This window comes from Cellulosimicrobium sp. NPDC030954 (assembly GCF_055571305.1).
In genome coordinates this window covers 85,787-104,720 of the sequence record NZ_JBVIFN010000009.1, presented here as the reverse complement: position 1 = coordinate 104,720, position 18,934 = coordinate 85,787, and the positions used below count along the sequence as shown (strand labels likewise).

General features: G+C 74.9%; 14 protein-coding genes and 1 pseudogene. 3 read left to right on the top strand and 12 right to left on the bottom strand.

What is annotated here, in order from left to right; all coding sequences use genetic code 11:
• Nucleotides 1-14: 14 nt before the first annotated feature.
• Entirely contained in the window at nt 15-341 is a 327-nt protein-coding gene (locus ACZ402_RS16520; RefSeq protein WP_375824024.1) for a hypothetical protein, read from the bottom strand.
• 258 nt (nt 342-599) lie between these two features.
• Here ACZ402_RS16520 and ACZ402_RS16515 point away from each other — a divergent pair, with 258 nt between their 5' ends.
• Nucleotides 600-2,201 (top strand): Re/Si-specific NAD(P)(+) transhydrogenase subunit alpha, encoded by a 1,602-nt coding sequence (locus ACZ402_RS16515; protein ID WP_375824027.1) that lies wholly within the window; start codon nt 600-602, stop codon nt 2,199-2,201.
• Nucleotides 2,198-3,610 (top strand): Re/Si-specific NAD(P)(+) transhydrogenase subunit beta, encoded by a 1,413-nt coding sequence (pntB, locus tag ACZ402_RS16510; protein ID WP_375824029.1) that lies wholly within the window; start codon nt 2,198-2,200, stop codon nt 3,608-3,610. Before ACZ402_RS16515 ends, pntB begins: the two co-directional genes overlap by 4 nt.
• A gap of 68 nt (nt 3,611-3,678) precedes the next feature.
• Here the strand turns inward: pntB and ACZ402_RS16505 are convergent, their stop codons facing one another.
• A complete protein-coding gene (locus ACZ402_RS16505; protein WP_375824030.1) occupies nt 3,679-4,131 on the bottom strand; it encodes a nuclear transport factor 2 family protein in 453 nt (150 codons plus the stop codon).
• Nucleotides 4,132-4,224: 93 nt separating this feature from the next.
• Here ACZ402_RS16505 and ACZ402_RS16500 point away from each other — a divergent pair, with 93 nt between their 5' ends.
• Nucleotides 4,225-4,710 carry a MarR family winged helix-turn-helix transcriptional regulator gene (locus ACZ402_RS16500; protein ID WP_375824031.1) on the top strand — a complete coding sequence of 162 codons (486 nt, stop codon included), beginning with the start codon at nt 4,225-4,227 and terminating at the stop codon, nt 4,708-4,710.
• Nucleotides 4,711-4,730: 20 nt separating this feature from the next.
• On the opposite strand, the gene ACZ402_RS16495 is transcribed toward ACZ402_RS16500, so the two are convergent.
• From ACZ402_RS16495 to ACZ402_RS16450, 10 genes and pseudogenes are all read right to left on the bottom strand, one after another.
• Entirely contained in the window at nt 4,731-5,318 is a 588-nt protein-coding gene (locus ACZ402_RS16495; protein ID WP_375824032.1) for a hypothetical protein, read from the bottom strand.
• Between the two features lie 62 nt (nt 5,319-5,380).
• On the bottom strand, nt 5,381-7,537 hold the full coding sequence (locus tag ACZ402_RS16490; protein ID WP_375824033.1) for a tetratricopeptide repeat protein: 2,157 nt from the start codon (nt 7,535-7,537) through the stop codon (nt 5,381-5,383).
• A 74-nt stretch (nt 7,538-7,611) separates the two neighbouring features.
• A complete protein-coding gene (locus tag ACZ402_RS16485) occupies nt 7,612-8,460 on the bottom strand; it encodes an HpcH/HpaI aldolase/citrate lyase family protein (protein WP_375824034.1) in 849 nt (282 codons plus the stop codon).
• A 191-nt stretch (nt 8,461-8,651) separates the two neighbouring features.
• Nucleotides 8,652-9,125, bottom strand: a pseudogene (locus tag ACZ402_RS16480) (MaoC family dehydratase); the annotation flags it as partial.
• A gap of 129 nt (nt 9,126-9,254) precedes the next feature.
• Nucleotides 9,255-10,424 (bottom strand): acyl-CoA dehydrogenase family protein, encoded by a 1,170-nt coding sequence (locus tag ACZ402_RS16475; protein WP_375824036.1) that lies wholly within the window; start codon nt 10,422-10,424, stop codon nt 9,255-9,257.
• An 86-nt stretch (nt 10,425-10,510) separates the two neighbouring features.
• Nucleotides 10,511-12,940, bottom strand: coding sequence for an acetyl/propionyl/methylcrotonyl-CoA carboxylase subunit alpha (locus ACZ402_RS16470; protein ID WP_375824037.1), 2,430 nt, complete (start codon nt 12,938-12,940; stop codon nt 10,511-10,513).
• 4 nt (nt 12,941-12,944) lie between these two features.
• Nucleotides 12,945-14,600, bottom strand: coding sequence for a carboxyl transferase domain-containing protein (locus tag ACZ402_RS16465; RefSeq protein WP_375824038.1), 1,656 nt, complete (start codon nt 14,598-14,600; stop codon nt 12,945-12,947).
• Nucleotides 14,597-16,330: a dihydrolipoamide acetyltransferase family protein gene (locus ACZ402_RS16460; protein WP_465272296.1), complete on the bottom strand. Its 1,734-nt coding sequence runs from the start codon at nt 16,328-16,330 to the stop codon at nt 14,597-14,599. The genes ACZ402_RS16465 and ACZ402_RS16460 overlap by 4 nt, the downstream gene beginning before the upstream one ends.
• Nucleotides 16,330-17,406 (bottom strand): alpha-ketoacid dehydrogenase subunit beta, encoded by a 1,077-nt coding sequence (locus ACZ402_RS16455; RefSeq protein ID WP_375824041.1) that lies wholly within the window; start codon nt 17,404-17,406, stop codon nt 16,330-16,332. Before ACZ402_RS16455 ends, ACZ402_RS16460 begins: the two co-directional genes overlap by 1 nt.
• Complete coding sequence (locus ACZ402_RS16450; RefSeq protein WP_375824042.1) at nt 17,403-18,830, bottom strand: thiamine pyrophosphate-dependent enzyme; 1,428 nt, start codon at nt 18,828-18,830, stop codon at nt 17,403-17,405. Before ACZ402_RS16450 ends, ACZ402_RS16455 begins: the two co-directional genes overlap by 4 nt.
• Nucleotides 18,831-18,934 lie beyond the last annotated feature (104 nt).

Genomic DNA, 18,934 nt, shown 5'->3' with positions numbered 1-18,934 from the left:
TCGGTCCGCCGTCGTCAGCCCTGCGGGGCGTCGGCGACCTTGACGTCGACGTGGTACTTCGTCCCGTCGACGTCGGACAGCGTGACGGTCGTGTCGTAGACGTTCCCGGACGCCGGGTCGGTGAGCTCGCACTCGACGACCTCGCCGTCCACGAGGTCGACGTTCTCCTCGCCGCAGTCGACGTCCGCCTCGCCGATCTCGGCCAGCGCGCCCTCGGCGTCCTGCGCGATCTTCGAGGCCGGCACGGTGAGGTTCGCGTTGACCGAGCACGCGGCGAGCGCGACGGCGCACAGCGCGACGGCGGGCGCGAGGACGGCGGTACGGACGGTGGTGCGGCGCATGGTTCCCCCTGAGGTCGGTGCGGATGGCGCCCCGATCCTCGCGGACCCGGCGCCCGGGACGCCACCTCGCGCGATGGTGAGAACTCCCCGCCGGTCCCCTCCACGGTCGCGACGCGCGCCGGCCGGGTCGAGGCGCGCCCGCCCGGGGACGTTGGACCCGGGACGACGACGGCGGCCCCCGATAGGCTCACCGCGCACCCGCCGTCGTCTCCGGTCGCGCGGGCGCCCACGACGCTCGACGAGGTGAGGAGCCCGCACGTGAGGATCGGTGTCCCCCGCGAGGTGAGGGACGGGGAGCGGCTCGTCGCCGCGACTCCGCGCACGGTCAAGCGCCTGCGGGCGCTCGGGTACGAGGTGGTCGTCGAGCACGACGCCGGTGCGGGGGCCACGTTCTCCGACGCCGCGTACGAGTCGGCCGGGGCGGGCGTGGTGGACGCCGCGACCGCGTGGGGCGCCGACGTCGTCACGGCGGTGAACGCGCCCACCGACGCGCAGGTCGCCCTCCTGCGCCCGGGCGCGACGCTCGTCGCGATGCTCGGCCCCGCGAACGGCCCCGACCTCGTGCAGCGCCTCGCCACCCGCGGCGTCACCGCGCTCGCGCTCGACGCCGTGCCCCGCATCTCGCGCGCGCAGGCCCTCGACGTGCTCAGCACGCTGTCCAACGTCGCGGGGTACCGCGCGGTCGTCGAGGCGGCGGGCGAGTACGGCGGCATGTTCGCCGGGCAGGTCACGGCCGCGGGCAAGACGCCGCCCGCGAAGGTCTTCGTCATCGGCGGCGGGGTCGCGGGCCTCGCCGCGGTCGGCGCGGCGGCGAGCCTGGGCGCGCAGGTGCGCGCGTTCGACGTGCGCTCCGAGGCGGCCGAGCAGATCGAGTCCATGGGCGGCACCGCCGTGCGCGAGCCTGCCGCGCAGCAGGGCATGTCGGCCGACGGCTACGCGAAGCCGCTCACGCCCGAGCAGGAGGCGGCGGCCCTCGCGGTGTACGCGCGCGAGGCCGCCGAGGCCGACGTCGTCATCACGACGGCGCTCGTGCGCGGCCGTGCCCCGCGGACCCTCACGGCCGAGGCGGTCGCCGGGATGCGACCCGGGAGCGTCGTCGTCGACCTCGCGGCCTCGGGCGGCGGGAACTGCGCGCTCACGGTGCCGGGCGAGCGCGTCGTGACGGAGAACGGTGTCGTGGTCGTCGGCTGGACCGACCTCGCCGGGCGTCTGCCCCAGCACACGTCGCAGCTCCTCGGGACGAACGTCGTGCACCTGCTGGAGCTGCTCACGCCGGGCAAGGACGGCACGCTCGCGCTCGACCTCGACGACCCCGTGCAGCGCGGCATGACCGTCGCGCGCGACGGCGAGGTGCTGTGGCCGCCGCCGCCCGTCGCGGTGAGCGCGACCCCGGCCCCGGGGTCGACCGCGCCACCACCCGACCCCGCGCTGGAGGCCGCCGCGCGCGAGCGGGCCGCCGCGGAGGCGGCGTCGGCCGCGAGCCTGCGCCGCCGTCGCCGGACCGTGGGCGCCGCGCTCGCCGCGGTGCTCGTGACACTCGCGCTGTCGTTCGCGCCGCCGTCGCTCGTCGGGCACGTCACGGTGTTCACGCTCGCGGTGATCGTCGGGTACTACGTGATCTCGAACGTCACGCACTCGCTGCACACGCCGCTCATGGCCCAGACCAACGCGATCTCCGGCATCATCCTCGTCGGCGCGCTCCTGCAGATCGGGTCCGACGACTGGGTCGTGACGACGCTCGCGCTGCTCGCCGCGACCGTCGCGAGCATCAACATCTTCGGTGGCTTCCTCGTGGCGAACCGGATGCTCCGGATGTTCCGCAAGGACGTCCCGGCGCGCGCGCAGGGGGTGGCCCGATGACCGCGACGTCCGTCGCCCAGGCGGTCTACGTCCTCGCCGCCGTCCTGTTCGTCCTCAGCCTCGCGGGGCTGTCGAAGCAGGAGTCCGCACGCCGCGGCAACGTGCTCGGCATGGTCGGCATGGTCCTCGCGCTGGCCGCGACGATCGTGCTCGCGCTCGGCACGAGCGCCCGGCCCGTGCTCGTCACCGCGCTGCTCATCGCGCTCGTGCTCCTCGTGGGCGCGGCGGTCGGGACGTGGCGCGCGCGCCGCGTCGAGATGACGCAGATGCCGGAGCTCATCGCGATCCTGCACAGCTTCGTCGGGGCCGCGGCCGTGCTCGTGGGCTTCAACTCCTTTCTCACGGCCCACGCCGCCGGGGCCGACGACGTCGCCCACCTCGTCGAGGTCTCCCTCGGCGTGCTCGTGGGCGCGGTGACGTTCACCGGATCCGTCGTCGCGTTCCTCAAGCTGTCCGGGCGCACGCGATCGGCCCCGCTCCAGCTCCCGGGCCGCAACCTGCTCAACCTCGCGGCGCTCGTCGTGAGCCTCGGGCTCGTGGTGTGGTTCGTCGTCGCGCCGTCGATCTGGCCCCTGCTCCTGCTCACGGTCGTGTCGCTCGCGCTCGGTTGGCACCTCGTCGCGTCGATCGGCGGCGGCGACATGCCCGTCGTCGTGTCGATGCTCAACTCGTACTCCGGCTGGGCCGCCGCCGCGGCGGGCTTCATGCTCGGCAACGACCTGCTCATCGTCACCGGAGCGCTCGTCGGGTCCTCCGGTGCGATCCTCAGCTACATCATGTGCCAGGCCATGAACCGGTCGTTCGTGTCCGTCATCCTCGGCGGGTTCGGGGCCGAGGAGGGCGCCGCGCCCGCCGGGGGCGGCGACGGCCCGCAGGGCGAGCACCGCGAGGTGAGCGCCGACGAGGTCGCGGCCCTCCTGCGCGACGCCCGCAGCGTCGTCATCACGCCGGGCTACGGCATGGCTGTCGCCAAGGCCCAGTACCCCGTCGCGGAGCTCGTCGAGCTCCTGCGCGACGGCGGTGCCGAGGTCCGGTTCGGGGTGCACCCGGTCGCGGGTCGCCTGCCCGGGCACATGAACGTCCTGCTCGCCGAGGCGCGCGTCCCGTACGACATCGTGCTGGAGATGGACGAGATCAACGACGACCTGGCGGACACGGACGTCGTGCTCGTTATCGGCGCCAACGACACCGTGAACCCCGCCGCGCTCGACGACCCCGGCTCCCCCATCGCGGGCATGCCGGTGCTGCACGTGTGGGAGGCCGGTCAGGTCGTCGTCTTCAAGCGCTCGATGGCGGCCGGCTACGCCGGGGTGCAGAACCCGCTGTTCTTCCGCGAGAACACGGGGATGCTCTTCGGCGACGCGAAGCAGCGGGTCGAGGACATCGTGGCGGCGCTGCGCGTCGGCTGACCGGCCGACGCCCTCGACCCCGGGGCCCGTGCTGCGCGCTCGCGTCGCGCTCCGGGCGCCCCGGCTGCCTAGAGCACCCGCTCGAGCGCACCCGTCAGCGCGACGGGTGTGACCTCGAGGCGATCGAGGCGCCAACCGTCCTCGGTGCGTCGCGCGCCGTAGCGGTGGACCGAGGCGGCGATCGACTCGGTCGCGTCGTCGAGGACGAACACGGCGAGGTCGTGCGCGCGCACCGTCGCGGAGTCGCCGTCGATCTCGACGACGAGGTTCCCCTTGTGGTGCAGGGTGCGGACGTAGCCGTCGTGGCCGCGTCGGACGAGCGCGACGAGCGCGTCGAAGCCCCGCGCCTCGCCGCGCAGCGAGCTGACGACGACGTCGTCGGTGAAGAGCCGGTCGGTCTCGTCGTACCGGCGCTCGTCGATCCACAGGCTGTGGCGGGCGACGAGGTCGGCCAGCTCGGCACGGTCGGCCAGCTCCCGGACGAGGGACTCGGTCGTGGTCATGCGCTCGGTCGTGGTCATGTCTCCTCCTTGGATCGTGAGAGCAACTAACGTTTGCTCGTCTCACGAAATCTAGATCGTTAGTTCGACTAACACAAGGGGTACGATCGAGACGTGGACACCGAGGACGACCTCCGCTTCGACCGTGGCGACGAGACACCGGCGCGGCTCCGCGGACAGCTCTCCCGCCTCGTGGGCATGACCGCGGCGCAGACCCGACGCGTCGCCGGCGACGCCCTGCGGGCCGTCGGTGCGCACAAGGACCACTTCGTCGTGCTCGCCGCGCTCGCGGAGCTCGGCCCCGCCAGCCAGTCGACCCTGTCGGACCGCACGCGGGTCTACCGCAGCGACCTGGTCTCCGTGCTCAACGAGCTCACCGACGGGGGCTGGGTCCGCCGCGCACCGGACGCCACCGACAAGCGCCGCAACGTCGTGTCGATCACCCCCGCGGGCGAGCGACGCCTCGACGAGCTCGACGCGATCCTCGAGGAGGTCAACGACCAGGTCATGGCGCCGCTCTCCCCCGACGACCGCACGGAGCTCTTCCGGCTCCTGGAGCGGGTCAACGCCCACCTCGCGGCCGGGGCCGACAGCGCTTGAGGGCCCCGGAGCGTCAGTGCTCAGCCGAGCACGCGCTCGCGTGCGTGGCTGAACGTCAGGGACGGGAGCGTCGCGAGCGTCCCGTGGGCCGCGACGTAGTCCTTGAGGTCGCCCCGGTAGACGACGCGGCCCGGCAGGTCGAGCAGCGTCTGCGGACGCACCTGCCACCGCTCGACGCCGAGGTCGCACACCCCGGCGCCGTGCAGCACGTGGTAGACGAACTCGGAGCAGAAGAACCGGTCTTCGGCCTCGTGACCGCGGCCGAAGCGGGCTCCGACGAGACCGCGCACGTTGTAGGAGAACGCGTGCGAGTCCAGCAGGAACTCGGTGATCCGCACGCGGATCGCCTCGTGCTGCTCGGGCGTCACGGGGACCTCGAGCACGACCCCGGGCACGACGTCCATGCCGCGGTACAGACCGTCGTCGAACCGCTCGCGCCGGAAGCACCCGACGAACGGGTTCCCGGCCCGACGGCGCCCGAAGCTGAACATGAGGTCGAGCCCCGGGTCGAGCGCGAGGGAGGAGTGCGTGAACTCGTCGCGCGTCGCCAGCGCGATGGTCCGGGACAGGACCGTACGGCTGCGGGACAGGACGACGTAGACGTTCACGCGAGTGACCATACGTTGCCCGGGCCCGCAAGCGGAACGGCCCAGACGGGTCTTTTGTCCGGTCAGGCCTCCGCGAGCGCCCCGAGCACCTGCTCGGCGAGCCGCGGAGGGAACTGCGCTGCGGCGTCGCGCACGTCGAACCCGAGATCCTCGGCGAGCGCGAACGCCCGGCCGGCACGGGCCGGGTCGGGCAGCGAACCGTCCCCGGTGAGCATCATGACGCCCGCGGTGAACGCCGCACGACCGTTGCCCCGGTCGCCCGCCGCGAGGTAGAGCTCCAGGGCGCGCGCGGAGTCGCGCGGGCGACCCCGGCCCGTCGCGTGCTCCGCCGCGAGGTTGTAGAGCGCGCGGGGGTGGCCCGCGTCGGCGGCCTGCTCGAGGAACGCACGCGAGCGCACCTCGTCCACCGGCGTGCCCTGGCCGGTCGCGGTGAGGACGGACAGCTCGAACAGCGCGTCGGCGTTCCCCCGCCGCGCCGCCTCCTCGTGGTCCGCGACGGCCGCCCCGGCGTCCTGCGCGAACCCGTAGCCGTTGTAGCGCATCCACCCGCGCAGCACGTGCGCCCCGCCGTCGGGGTCGTCCTCCGCGAGCCGGTCGACCCGCTCGGCGGCCTCCGCGGCGAGCGGCAGCCGGCGGAAGTACGCCTCGCGCACCCACGACGTCGCCGCCTCGCGCGACACCGCGTCCGCCCCGCCCGCGTCGGCCCTGCGGTACGTGTCGACGAGCACCTGCTCCGCGTCGCCCGGCAGCAGGCCGATCACGTGCTCGTTGCGGACGAACGCGTCGCGCAGCCCGTGCGCCGCGGCCAGGGCCCGCTCCCGGCTCACGGCGCGGTCGTCGAGCACGTCGCGCGCCGCCTCGTAGGCGACGCTGCCGCGCGGGCGCGGCGTGCCCGACGTCGGAGCCCCCTCCGCGGTCGCGCTCGCCGACGCGTCACCCGCCTCCGCCGCCTTCGCCGCGTCCCGCGCGTCGGCGTCCCAGACGAGCTCGCCGTCCGGGTTCCAGATCTGGTTCGTCCGGTCCTTCGCCCACACCGCCCGGAAGCCCTCGGGGAGCGAGAGGTAGCGCACGAGGTGCGGCGCCCGGCGGTACAGCTCGTGCGCGGGCACGGGGAGGAGCCCGCCGCGCGGCTGCGCCGCGATCGACTTCACGACCCACCCCGACGCGCCGTCGCCCACCGGCCGGGTTCGCTCGACGAACATCTCCGGAGCGTCGTACACGTCGTTGTAGACGAGCACGGTCTCCGTGAAGCGCGTGCTCTTCGAGCCGACCTTGCAGAAGGCGACCATCTCGCGCTGCTGCCGGTAGGTGTCGAGCATCGGGTCGACGTCCCACGTGAGCGTCGAGATCCCGTCCTTCGTGAGGTCCGTGACGGCGACGCGCAGGTCGTCGCCCGACTCCGAGAGCACGACCCACCAGAAGCCGTGCCAGACCTGGTAGCCCTTCACGACCTTCTCCGCGGGCAGGGTCGCGACCCAGTCCAGGAACGACTGCGCCGTCGGGGCGAGGAACGGCGTCGTCTGCGTCCACACGCGGCGACCCGTGGCCGACCGGACGTCGAGCACGACCCGCGCGGGCGCCGTCGTCGGTGTCCCGTCCGCCCACCAGCGCACCGCGTCCGCCGCGGGCGGCGGCCAGGCGGTGCGGCCGTTGGCGATCGGGTCGAGCGCGAGCACGTGCTCGCCGTCGAAGTACGCGACGTACCAGTGGCCCGGCCCGTGCGCGCGGTCCACGCCCACGACGACGAACGCGCCCTTGCCGCGGGCACGCAGCCGCGCGGCGATCTCGTCCGGCGTCGTCTGCTCGAACGCGCCGCCGACGAGCTCGGCGAGCTCGGCCTCGCTCGGGCCGGTGGGGGTCGCGGGCTGCGCCGGCTCGCCGCGCAGGATGCCGACCATCGAGGCCACCGCCGACGCCGCGTGGTTCACCGGGAGGGTCGCGGCGTTCGCGTCGTTGCGGTGACCGGCGTGGAACGCCTCCACCAGCTGGGCCTGCGTGAAGCACGACTCCCGCACGTAGGCCGACCCGTCGAACCCGACGATCGCCTGCGCGCCGCCGCGGCCCGGGGTCCACACGTGGAAGCCGCCCGGGACCACCTTGTTGTGGCGCGCGACCGTCGCGACGTCGACGCCGAGCAGGGTCGCGGCCCGGTCGGCGAGGTGCGGGAAGCCCTCGGTCCAGTGCTGGTTCTGCGGGTCCGGGGCGTTCGCGTCGGTCACGGGGAGAGGGTATGCGCGGCCGCCGACGCACCGCACCGCCCCGGCATGGGGACCGGTCCCCATCGGACGACCGGTCAGGCACCCGCCCGGCGCAGCACCGCCTCCGCGTGGCGCAGCACGGGGCCGTCGACCATGCGGCCGTCGAACGTGAAGACCGCGTCCGGTCCGCCGGGGTTGGCGGCCGCCGCGTCGAGCAGCGCCCGCGCCGCGGCCACCTCGTCGGGCGTCGGGGCGTAGGCCGCGCGGATCACGGGGACGTGGCTCGGGTGGATGCACGCGGTCGCGGCGAACCCCGACGCGGCGGCGTCCTCGGCCTCGGCCCGCAGCCCGTCGAGGTCGCCGACGTCGACGTGCACGGCGTCGACCGCGGCCTTGCCCGCGGCACCGGCGGCGAGGAGCACCGCGGACCGCGCGTGCCGCGCGACGCCGCGGTACGACCCGTCCGGGCGCCGGCTCGACGTCCCGCCGAGCGACGCGACGAGGTCCTCCGCACCCCACATGAGCGCGACGACCTCGGGCCGCCGGGCGAGCTCCGGCGCCGCGAGGACGCCCGCCGCCGTCTCGCACAGCGCGAGGACCCGGACGCCCGGGAGGGTGCTCGCGAGCGCGCCGAGCGACCCCAGCAGCTCCGGCCCGGCCTTGGCGACCATGACCGTGCGCAGCCGCGTGTCCGCGAGCGCCGCGACGTCGAGCGCGTGCTCGGGCGTCCCCACCGCGTTGACCCGCACGACCGTCCGCGCCGGGTCCAGCGTCGCGGACGCCTCGACGACCGCGCGACGGGCGGCGTCCTTCGAGGCTGCGGCGACGGCGTCCTCCAGGTCGAGGATGACGGCGTCGGCGCGGTCGGCGGCCTTGCCGAACCGGTCCGGCCGGTCGCCGGGGCAGAACAGCAGCGCCGGCCCGAGCCGGAACCCGTCGCTCACCACGCGCTCTCCTCGTCGCCGCGCTCGAGAACGGGCTCGTGAGACCCGCTCTCGCCGCCGAGCCCTGGATCCCTCCCCACGCGGGCGCCGGGCTGGGGAGCGATCCCGGGTTCGGCAGCACCGGGGTGCCCGGCCCCGGGTGCGGCGGACGCCCCGGGCGACCGGACGCCGTCGGGCACCGCTGCGGATGCCGCCTCGTGGGCGGCGCGGGTCCAGAAGAGCGCGGTGCGGACGGCGCGCGCGACGAGGACGCCGTCCTGGTTGAGACCGCGGTGCTCCAGCGTGACGACGCCCTGGCCCGGGCGCGACGCCGACAGCCGCTTCTCGACGACCTCCGTCTCCGCGTAGAGCGTGTCGCCGTGGAACAGCGGCTTCGGGAACTCGACCTCGCGGAACCCGAGGTTCGCGACGATCGTGCCCTGCGTGACCTGCCCGACCGACAGCCCCACGAGCGTGGACAGCGTCATCATCGAGTTGACGAGCCGCTGCCCGAACGGCTGCGTCGCGGCCCACGCGGCGTCGAGGTGCAACGCCTGGTGGTTCATCGTGAGCGTGGAGAAGACGACGTCGTCCGCCTCCGTGAGCGTGCGGCCGGGCCGGTGGCGGTACACCACGCCCGTCTCGAGCTCGTCGTAGTACAGACCCCGCTGGACCACCTCGCGCATCACTGCTCCCTCCTCACCTCGGCCTCGGCGACGTCCGCCGAGAACGACCTCACCCACCGCCGAGCACGACATGAAGGACGGAAAGAGGCGGATAACGTCCTTCATGTCGTGCTCGGCGTCGGTCGTGGCCTAGCCGTCCAGTCCCAGGCTCCTCGCGATGACCATCAGCTGCACCTCGGTGGTGCCCTCGCCGACCTCCAGGACCTTCGCGTCGCGGTAGTGGCGCGCGACCGGGTTCTCGTTGAGGAAGCCGTAGCCGCCGAAGATCTGCGACGCGTCGCGCGCGTTCGCCATCGCCGCCTCGCCGCCCACGAGCTTCGCGACCGACGCCTCCGCCTTGAACGGCTTGCCCGCGACGAGCTTGTGGGCGGCGTCGAGCCACGCGAGCCGGGCCGTGTGGACACGAGCCTGCATGCGCGCGAGCGTGAACGCGACGTGCTGGTTCTCCCCGATCGACCGCCCGAACACGACCCGCTCCTTCGCGTACCGCAGCGCCTCCTCGAGGCAGCCCTGCGCGGCGCCGGTCGCCAGCGCGGCGAACGCGATGCGCCCCTCGTCGAGCGCGCGCAGGAAGTTCGCGTACCCCCGGCCGCGCTCACCGAGGAGGTTGCCCTCCGGGACCCGGACGTCGGTGAGCGTGAGGGGGTGCGTGTCCGACGTGTGCCACCCGACCTTGTCGTACGACGGCCCTACCTCCAGCCCGGGCGTCCCCGCCGGCACGATGATGCTCGACAGCTCCTTGCGCACCTCGCCGTCCTGGCTGACGTGCTCGCCCGTCACCGCCGTGATGGTCACGAGGCTCGTGATCGGCGCCCCCGAGTTGGTGATGAACTGCTTGGAGCCGTCGATCACCCACTCGTCGCCGTCGAGCCGTGCGGTCGTGCGGGTACCGCCCGCGTCGGAGCCGGCGTCGGCCTCCGTGAGCCCGAACGCCGCGAGCGCCCGTCCGGTGAGGAGGTCGGGCAGCCAGCGCTCCTGCTGCTCGCGCGACCCGTGCCGGAAGATCGGCACGATCCCCAGCCCGACGCCGGCCTCGAGCGTCACCGCGATGGACTGGTCGACGCGCGCGAGCGCCTCCACGGCGAGGCACAACGACACGTAGTCCTTGCCCTGGCCACCGATCTCGCGCGGGAACGGGAGCCCGAACAGCCCCAGCTCCCCCATCTGCGCGATGATCTCCATCGGCAGGCGGCGCTCGGTGTCGTACCGGTAGGCGGCGGGCGCGACGACGCTGTCCGCGAAGTCGCGCACCACCTGGCTGAGCTTGGTCTGCTCGTCGTCGAGCAGGGTGTCGATCATGATGCTCCCTGGGTGTCGGAGTGGTGCCGAGATAGCGACGTCCGGTCGAGGTAGCGACCGGCGACCGCTATCTCGGCGGCTGGTCGCTATCTCGGTGGTGCGGGTTCGGGGTCGGGTGCGGGGTGGACGACGGCGACCACCTGGTCCCGGCGCACGAGGTCGCCGGGGCGCACGCGCACGTCGGCGACGCCGCCGTGCGGGGCGAGCAGCGGGTGCTCCATCTTCATGGCCTCGACCGTGACGAGGACGGCCCCGGCGGCGACCGGCTCGCCGTCGGTGGCAGCCGTCACGACCGTGCCCGGCATCGCGGCGCGGACCTCGGGGTCCGTCGCGCCGGGCGCGTCGCCCCGGGCCCGACGGCGCTCGTCCCGCGCCCGCGCGGCGCGCTGCTCCCGGCTCGGGGCGGCCAGGGCGACGGTCCGCCCGTCGCGCCACAGCCAGACCGTCACGGGCTCGCCGCCGGCGGACGGCACGTCGAGCGCGAGCCGCACCCGCTCCCGCACCCCGTCCACGGTGAGCCACCACGCGCCGTCGCCCCCAGCGTCGCGCTCGATCGACGCCCGCACCTCACGCGGTCGCACGGCGCCGGGCCCCCACCCGTCGGCGATGTCGCGCGTCGGCGGACACTGCACGACGGCGTCCCCCGCCGACCCGGAGACCCGCACCTCGTGCCCACCCCCGGCGCCATCGACCAGCACGACCAACCGCGGAGCGGCGGCCGCGTTGAGCCGCCACCCGTCCCTGACCCGCCACGGATCGTCGTCGCCCGTCCCCGCCGCCCCGCCGAACCCGGGGTTGTCGCGCACATCGTCAGGGAACCTGTCGTCAACTCCGGATTCGGCACGGCGCGTGGTTGTCGCGAACAGCGCCGCGGCCACGAGATCGACCCACGCGACGCCGTCGGACGACGAGCCGACCTCCGGGGTGAGGGCCCGGGGGGCGTGCGCTCCGTCGTGCTCGACGGGCGAGCCAACCTCCGAGGCGAGGGGACGGGGGATGTGCGCACCCCCCGACCCCTCGCCGGACCCGACCACAGACCCCGACGACGAACCGGAAGACACGAGCCGGTCGATCAGCCCGGTGTCGAGCCGTCCCGCCCGTACGTCACCGTCCGCCAGCAGAGACCGCAGGAACGCCGTGTTCGTCTCGACCCCCAGCACGACCGTCCGCGCGAGCAGCCCGTCGAGCCGGTCGACGGCCTCGTCGCGGGACTCGCCCCATGCGACGGCCTTCGCGAGCATCGGGTCGTAGTGACCCCCGACGACCGCACCGGCGGAGATCCCGGAGTCGAGGCGCAGCGGCGAGGCGCCGGGCCCGGCGGGGACGCCGTCGTCGTCGTAGACCAGGACCGAGCCGGTCGCGGGGAGGAACCCGCGCTCGGGCGACTCGGCGTAGAGGCGCGCCTCGACGGCGTGGCCGCGCAGCACGACGTCGTCCTGGGCGACCCCGAGCGGCGCGCCGGCCGCGACGCGGAGCTGGAGCTCGACGAGGTCGAGGCCGGTGACCATCTCGGTGACGGGGTGCTCGACCTGCAGGCGCGTGTTCATCTCGATGAAGAAGAACGCGTCGGGGTCCGCGGCCGGGACGAGGAACTCGACCGTCCCGGCGCCGACGTACCCGACGGACCGCGCGACCTCGCACGCGGCCTCACCCATCCGGGCACGCTGCGTGGGAGTGAGGAGCGGCGACGGCGCTTCCTCGACGACCTTCTGGTGGCGGCGCTGGAGCGAGCACTCGCGCTCGCCGAGGTGGATCACGGTCCCGTGGGTGTCGGCGAGCACCTGCACCTCGATGTGGCGCGGTGCCTCGACGAGCCGTTCGAGCAGCAGCGTGTCGTCGCCGAACGACGACGCGGCGACGCGACGCGCGGACGCGAGCGCGCCCGGCAGGTCCTCGGCGGTCCGCACGACGACCATGCCCTTTCCGCCACCTCCGGCGGACGGCTTGACGAGCAGCGGGAACCCGACGCCGCGCGCGGCGGCCAGCAGGTCGTCGTCGGGCATCCCGGGCTCGCCCGCACCGGGCACGACCGGCACGCCCCGGTGGGCGACGATGCGCTTGGCGGCGAGCTTGTCCGCCATCGCCTCCAGCGCGTCGACCCCCGGCCCGACGAACGCGATGCCGGCGCGCTCGCACGCGCGGGCGAGCGCCGGGTTCTCGGACAGGAACCCGTAGCCGGGGTGGACCGCCTCGGCGCCGGTCCCGACCGCCGCCGCGACCACGGCGTCGACGTCCAGGTAGCTCTGGGCGGCGGGTGCGCGGCCGAGCCGGACCGCGACGTCGGCCTCGCGCACGTGGCGCGCGTCGACGTCGGCGTCGGAGAAGACGGCGACCGACCGCACGCCGAGGCGCCGGAGCGTCCCGATGACGCGGCACGCGATCTCGCCGCGGTTCGCGACGAGGACCGTGCGGAACCCGGGACCGCCGCCAGGGTGGTCCGTGGGCCGGTACGCCGGGCGCGCGGACAGCGGGTCCGCCGGCCGGGCGGGCGCCTCGTGGGGGGTGTCGGAGGTCATCGGCTCACATCCGGAAGAGACCGAACCGGTCACCGGTCCAGGTCTCGGCGAGGGGCGTGCGCGCGCACACGCCGAGGGCGAGGCCGAGCACGCGGCGCGTGTCGGCGGGGTCGATCACGCCGTCGTCCCACAGGCGCGCGGTCGCGTAGTAGGGGCTGCCGTGCTCGTCGTAGTCGGCGCGGATGCCGGCGGAGAACGCGGCCTCCTCGTCGGGGTCCCACGTCTCGCCGCGCGCGGCGAGCTGGTCGCGCTTGACGGTCGACAGCACGGACGCGGCCTGCGGGCCGCCCATGACGGAGATGCGGCTCGCGGGCCACGACCACAGGAAGCGCGGCGAGTACGCGCGCCCGCACATCGAGTAGTTCCCCGCGCCGAACGACCCGCCGACGATCACGGTGAGCTTCGGGACGCGCGTCGTCGCGACGGCCGTGACCATCTTGGCGCCGTCCTTCGCGATGCCGCCCGCCTCGGCGTCGGTGCCGACCATGAACCCGGAGATGTTCTGCAGGAACAGCAGGGGGATGCCGCGCTGGTCGCACAGCTCGACGAAGTGCGCCCCCTTGAGCGCCGACGCACCGAACAGCACGCCCTGGTTCGCGAGGATGCCCACCGGGTGCCCGTGGATCCGCGCGAACCCGGTGACGAGCGTGTCGCCGTACTCGCGCTTGAACTCGTCGAACCGGCTCCCGTCGACCAGGCGCGCGATGATCTCGCGCGGGTCGTACGGCGCTTGTACATCGGTCGGGACGGCACTGTACAAGCCTTCGCTCGTCGTTTCCTGGCCGGGCGCGCGGGCGTCGTCGTGCCCGACGGCGGGCGGCACGCTCGCCACGACGTCCCACGCGGGTGCGGGGTCGGGCGGGAGCGTCGCGACGATGCGGCGCACGGTGTCGAGCGCGTCCTCGTCGTCGTCGGCGAGGTGGTCGACGACGCCGCTGCGGCGCGCGTGCAGCTCACCGCCGCCGAGCTCCTCCGCGGTCACGACCTCTCCGATCGCGGCCTTCACGAGCGGCGGGCCGCCGAGGAAGATCGTGCCCTGCCCGCGCACGATGACCGTCTCGTCGCTCATCGCGGGCACGTACGCGCCGCCCGCCGTGCACGACCCGAGCACCGCCGAGATCTGCGGGATCCCCGCCGCCGAGAGGCGCGCCTGGTGGTAGAAGATCCGGCCGAAGTGGTCGCGGTCCGGGAACACCTCGGCCTGCCGGGGCAGGAACGCGCCGCCCGAGTCGACGAGGTAGACGCACGGGAGCCGGTTCTCGAGCGCGATCTCCTGCGCCCGCAGGTGCTTCTTCACCGTGAGCGGGTGGTACGTCCCGCCCTTCACGGTCGCGTCGTTGCACACGACCATGACCTGCCGCCCGCTGACGACCCCGATCCCGGCGACGACCCCCGCGGCCGGCCACGCGCCGTCGTCCACGCCGTACCCGGCGAGGGGCGCGATCTCGAGGAACGGGCTGCCCTCGTCGAGCAGGCGGTCGACGCGGTCGCGCGGCAGCAGCTTGCCGCGCGTGACGTGCCGGTCGCGCGCCGACGCCGGCCCCCCGCGCGCGACGGTCGACGTGCGCTCCCGCAGCTCGCCGGCGAGCGCCCGCTGCGCGGCGTCGTTCGCCCGGGCCGTCTCCGACCCGGGCTGGACGCCGCTCGTCAGCACGGTCATCCGGTCACCCCTCCCTGCCGAACCCGGGGCTGCGGGTCACCGACGGCGCTCGATGGCGCAGAACCCCGGGTTCGGCCGCGTGTCACGCCACCGCCGGGGGGCGGACCGCTCGCCAGGAGGGCCAGGGCAGGGTCCTCGAGCAGCGCTCCGAGGTCGGCGAGGAAGCGCGCGCCCTGCTCGCCGTCGACCACGCGATGGTCGAACGACAGGCTCAGGGTGACGACGTCGCGCAGCGCGACCGCGCCGTCGTGCTCCCAGGGCCGACGCCGCACCGCGCCCAGGCCGAGGATCGCCGCCTCGCCGGGCACGAGGATGGGCGTGCCCGCGTCGACGCCGAACACCCCGACGTTGGTGATCGAGACCGTCCCGCCGGTGAGTCGCTCCGGCGTCGTGCGACCCTCGCGCGCCGTGACCGTGAGGTCGGTGAGCGCGGCGGCGAGGTCGGGCAGGTCGAGGTCCTGCGCGTCGGGGACGTGCGGCACGACCAGCCCCCGGTCCGTCGCGACCGCGATGCCCAGGTGCACGCGGCGGTGCCGCACGATCTCCGCGGTGCCGTCCGGGAGGTCGTGCCACGCGCTGTTGAGCGCGGGGTGGCGGGGCAGCGCGAGGCACAGCGCGCGGGCCGCGAGCGCCAGCACGGTGATCCGCGCGCCGCGCGCGAGCCGGTGGGTGCGCAGGCGTTCCAGGAGCTCGACGCAGCGCGTCACGTCGACCGTGAGGAACACCGTCGCGTGCGGCGCGGTGAACGCGCTCGCCACCATCGCCGCCGCGGTGTGCTTGCGCACCCCCCGCACCGGCACGACCTCGGGCTCAAGCCCGGCCCGCGCGTCGGCACCGACGGCCGCCGAGACGGGAGACGTGGCCCCTCGATCGGGCCCTCGCGGGGCCATTACTCCCCTCTCGTCCGCGGGCGCCGTCGGGGTGGCGGGCATCGCGGTCGGGGCGGCCGGCGCGGTCGACGCGGAGAGCGTGCCGTGCACGTCGCGCGGCTGCCGCACGACGTCGCGGTGGCAGCTCACCGCCGCGAGGACGTCCTCCCGCGTGATGAGGCCGTCCCGACCCGTCCCCACGACGCGGTCGACCCGCACGCCCAGCTTCTTCGCGAGCGCCCGCACCGGCGGTGTCGACCGCGGCCGCTCGCCGACCCGGCCGGACGTCCCGCCGGTGTCGACCCCCGCACCGAGCCCGGGATCCGTCCCCACGATCGGGACCGCCTGAGGAGCGACCCCGGGTTCGGCCGGCTCGGGCCGGCCCCCGCCGCGCCCGGCAGCAGCCGCGGGAGCCCGACGGCGGCGCGTAGGCCTGCCCGCACGCTCCGGCGCGGCCCCGTACCCGACGAGGTTCGGCTCTGGCCCGTCGTCGTCCCCCGGCTCGCCGAGTCCGGGGTCTCTCCTCACGGGAGCAGCCGTCTGAGGAGCGACCCCGGGTTCGGCAGCCTGGGGTGTCGGGTGAGGGGCACTGTCCGGGGCCGGGGCGGCGGGGGTGCCGTCGTCGATCTCGAACGTCACCAAGGGGGCGCCGACCGTGACGGTCTGACCCTCCTCCGCGTGCAGGGACGCGACCACGCCGGCGTACGGGGACGGGAGGTCGACGAGGGCCTTGGCCGTCTCGACCTCGGCGATGACCTGGTTGAGCTCGACGTGGTCGCCCGCGTGGACGTGCCAGCTGACGATGTCGGACTCGGTGAGGCCTTCCCCGAGGTCAGGGAGGCGGAACTCGCGCATCGTCATCATCGGGCCACCGCCTCGACGGTGCGGGTCGCGCCGGACGACCCGGGAGCCCCGACCGGCGCCGCAGCGTCGGGCACCGACGACGGCGCGAACGGCTCGACCCGCCCCAGGACGCGGTCGACGCCGTCGAGGATGCGGTCGAGGTCGGGCAGGTAGTGGCCCTCGAGCTTGGCGGGCGGGTACGGCATGCCGTGGCCGGTGACGCGGACGGGCGCGGCCTCGAGGTACTCGAAGCAGCGGTCGGTCACGGTCGCGGCGATCTCCGCGCCGACCCCGGCCTGCCGCGGCGCCTCGTGCGTCACGACGACCCGCCCGGTCTTCCGGACCGACGCCGCGACGGTGTCGTGGTCGATCGGCGAGAGCGAGCGCAGGTCGATCACCTCGACCGACACGCCGTCGTCGGACGCGGCGACGGCGGCGTCGAGCGCGGTCCCGACGAGGCCGCCCCACGTGACGAGCGTGACGTCGTGGCCCTCCCGCACGACGCGCGCCCGGTCCATGGGGAGCGGGTCGACCGGGTCGAGGTCGACCTCGCCCTTGAGGTGGTAGCGCCGCTTGGGCTCGAAGAAGATCACCGGGTCGTCGCACGCGACGGCCTGGCGGAGCGCGGTGTACGCGTCCTGCGGGTTCGCGACCGACACCACGCGGAGGCCCGCGACGTGCGCGAACAGGGCCTCGGGCGACTCGGAGTGGTGCTCGGCCGCGCCGATGCCGCCGCCGACGGGGATGCGGATCGTGATCGGCAGGCGCACCTTCCCGCCGGTGCGTGCGTGCATCTTGGCGAGCTGCGACAGGATCTGGTCGAACGCGACGAACACGAAGCCGTCGAACTGGATCTCGCACACCGGCCGGTAGCCGCGGTACGCGAGCCCGACCGCCGTCCCGATGATCCCGGACTCCGCGAGCGGGGTGTCGAGCACGCGCCGCGGCCCGAACTCCGCCTGGAGCCCGTCGGTCACGCGGTAGACGCCGCCGAGCCGGCCGACGTCCTCGCCCATGACGACCACGCGGTCGTCGTCCGTCATCGCGCGGCGCAGCCCCGCGCCGAGCGCCTTCGCCACGGTGAGGGTGCTCATCGCGCCACCCCCGCCGCGGCCGTCCCCGTGCCCGACGCCGCCCGGTCGCCCGCGCCGTCGTCCCCGGCCGCACCGTCGTCGAACGACGCGAGGTAGTGCGCGTACTCCGCGCGCTCGCGCTCCAGCGCGTGGTGCGGCTCGGCGTAGACGTGGTCGAAGAGGGACAGCGGCGGCGGGTCGGTGAGCGCGACGCACCCGGCGCGCAGCTCGGCGGCCGCCGCGTCGGCGACGCCCTGCACCCGGGCCGCCCCCGCGTCGTCGAGCACGCCGACGGACCGGAGGTATGCCTCGAACCGCGCGATCGGGTCGCGTCCGGTCCACTCCTCGACCTCGGCGGCGTCGCGGTACCGCTTCGGGTCGTCGGCCGTGGTGTGCGGGCCCATGCGGTAGGTGACGGCCTCGACCAGCGTCGGGCCGCCGTCGTTCCGCGCGCGGTCGAGCGCGGCGCGCGTCACGGCGAGCACGGCGAGGACGTCGTTGCCGTCCACCCGCACGCCGGGCATGCCGAACCCGCGGGCGCGGTCGGCGAGCGGCACGCGCGACTGCAGCGCGACCGGCTCGGAGATCGCCCACTGGTTGTTCTGGCAGAAGAAGAGGACCGGCGAGCGGTACGTGGACGCGAAGACGAACGCCTCGTTGACGTCGCCCTGGCTCATCGCGCCGTCGCCGAGGTACGCGACCCCCACCGGGAGCCCGGCGGCGGGGTCGATCCGGCCGGCGTCGACGTCGTTCTGGACGCCCATCGCCCAGCCGGTCGCGTGGAGCGTCTGCGCGCCGATGATGACCTGCGGCGACGCCATGCCGATCGCGTACGGGTCCCAGCCGGAGACCGCGACGCCGCGCCACACGCGCACGAGGTCGACGAGCTCGGCGCCGCGCACCCGCGCGACCGCGTGCTCGCGGTACGAGGAGAAGACGAAGTCGTCGTCGCGCAGCGCGCGCGCCGACCCGACCTGGGCCGCCTCCTGCCCGAGGAGCGGGGGCCAGAGCGCGAGCTCGCCCTGGCGCTGGAGGGCCGTCGCCTCGGCGTCGATGCGCCGCGCGACGACCATGTCCTCGTAGAGCCGCAGGAGCGTCGTCCGGGCGGCCTCGCGCGCGTCGTCGTCGGGTGCCGCGGGGTCGAGGTCCGCGAGCCACCGGTCGAGCTCGGGGTCCGGGAGCCGCGTGCCGTCCTCGGTCAGCAAGCGCAGGGTCGGGGTCGTGCCCGACGGCGTGCCCCCGGCGTCGGGGGGAGCGTCACCGGCGCGGGGCGGCCTGCCCGGAGCACCCGCGCGCCGGGCGGCGGGCTTGTCCGGGCGCACGTCGTGCGCCATGGTCTTCCGGTCTGCTCGTGCGTCGCGCGGGGTTGCCGCCCGGTGACCGTTCTGCGCCTTCGGCGGGGTCGCCGCCGTCGGTCCGGTCCGCACCGCAGGTTCGCTGGGCATCGTCGCCACCTCACCTCGGGGAGCCGGTCCTCTCCGTCGAGGACCGAGGTAGGGCGAACGTAACCCCTGACGCGCACATGGCTCCACCGACCTCCGACACGCTG